At 55.9% G+C, this 1,651-nt stretch carries 3 protein-coding genes; 2 read left to right on the forward strand and 1 reads right to left on the reverse strand.

Annotated features, from left to right (window positions below; genetic code table 11):
- The coding region (locus tag NKH35_RS31650) for a DUF4112 domain-containing protein (protein ID WP_352917563.1) at positions 1-348 on the forward strand (348 nt) is incomplete at its 5' end.
- Between the two features lie 87 nt (positions 349-435).
- Here NKH35_RS31650 and NKH35_RS31655 read toward each other — a convergent pair.
- On the reverse strand, positions 436-687 hold the full coding sequence (locus NKH35_RS31655) for a GlsB/YeaQ/YmgE family stress response membrane protein (protein WP_023699159.1): 252 nt from the start codon (positions 685-687) through the stop codon (positions 436-438).
- Between the two features lie 25 nt (positions 688-712).
- Here NKH35_RS31655 and NKH35_RS31660 point away from each other — a divergent pair, with 25 nt between their 5' ends.
- Positions 713-1,486 (forward strand): DUF2062 domain-containing protein, encoded by a 774-nt coding sequence (locus tag NKH35_RS31660; RefSeq protein WP_502907021.1) that lies wholly within the window; start codon positions 713-715, stop codon positions 1,484-1,486.
- Positions 1,487-1,651 lie beyond the last annotated feature (165 nt).

Below are 1,651 nucleotides of genomic sequence, written 5' to 3' on the forward strand. Positions count from 1 at the left end.
GCCGAGTTGGATCTATTGGCCGCGCTACTCGATTCCCGCTGGCGCATTCCAGGCACATCAATTCGTTTTGGACTGGATGCGCTCGTAGGTCTGGTCCCCGTACTCGGAGATGCGGCGACGGGCATTGTCTCGGCCTACATCGTCTTGCGAGCTCGAAACGTCGGTGCCGGAAATGGGTTGGTCGCTCGCATGCTAGGCAACGTGCTGCTGGATACGCTCGTAGGAAGTGTCCCAATTCTCGGCTCGATCTTCGACGTCTATTTCAAGGCGAACAATCGCAACGTCAGACTGCTACTCCGGCACCTCAACAAGTACAGCGGACAGGCTCCGGCGACGCGACCAGCTTGATCTCGATTTTCCGCTCTGAAGAAAGGCGCGTGGTCCTAAGGATCACGCGCCCCTATCGATACTGATGTGCACAACTCGATTGTAGGCTCAGCGTTTAATCATTCGCGCCACGGCAATCAAAATACACGCGCCGATGAAGCCGGCGACAAGATAGCCGAGCCAGCCGGCCAACGAAACGCCCAGCAGCCCTAGAAGGACATTGGCGACGATAGCGCCGACGATTCCCAAGATGATGTTCATAAGCACGCCCATGTTGCTTTTCATGAACATCTCGGCAAGCCAGCCGGCGATACCGCCGATGACGATCGCTGCTATCCAACCCACACCTGGATCTTCCATATTTTCCCTTTTCCTGGAACCGCAATTGGTTCGACGGGAAAACGTGCCAAACACCAGTAAAGTTCCGGCACATAGGGCGTTCGTAGCCGAAGGAACCATTCGGAACAAAGCAGCACAGGCTGCGTTTTTTTCAAGACGAGGTCCATCCGTTCAACCGACCGCGTTTGAAGTGGGCAAGAGAGTGCTCTTTAGACGGCGAAATCCTGATGGTCTCTTCGAGCGATTGCGCATTTACATGTGGCCGCGCCGCTCCTTCTCGCGATCGTTTCAGTATGTCTCAAAGCGCATTCTCCGTCTGAACGCCACTCCAAACGCCGTCGCGGCTGGGGTGGCGGCTGGGGTTTTCGCGTCTTTCTTTCCGCTAGGATCCCATTTCGCCATTGCCGCCATCGTGTGCTGGCTAATTTCAGGAAACATGGTGGCGGCAGGGTTGGGAACATTTGTCTTTGGCAACCCGCTGACCCTCCCGTTTGTAGTGGGAGCGTCTTGGGAGACCGGCAAGATCATGTTGCACGTCCACGTGCAAAGTTACGAACGGCCAGCCCATCTGAGTGAGATGTTGAAGACCCTTTCAATTTCGCAATTGTGGGCACCGGTCTTAAAGCCCATGCTGTGCGGTGCGGTGCCACTCGGGCTGATTTTTGGCCTGTTGTTGTACGGCATCACTCGCTATGGCATGACAGCCCTCCGGGAACGGAGGCGCAAGCGACTGGCCAAAAAGGGGAGCCAGTTCCAGCAGCAGGAAGACATCGTTTTATCACCCCCTCTGCCCGCTCGACATCGCCGTTCTGGGGGGTGAATTGCTGGTAGGACAGCTGTGAATTGCCTCCGCTCGTCGGCAATATTTGGCGTTTACCATTGCCTTTTTAGGAGGATGCGATGGTTGCAACGCCCATAGAAATCGCTCAAGCCGCTACTGCGACTACGGCCACCTTGCTGAAGTGGCAGAAGTCCATGGAGGAAC

The sequence above is a fragment of the Mesorhizobium sp. M1143 genome, assembly GCF_040318435.1.
GTDB lineage: Bacteria > Pseudomonadota > Alphaproteobacteria > Rhizobiales > Rhizobiaceae > Mesorhizobium.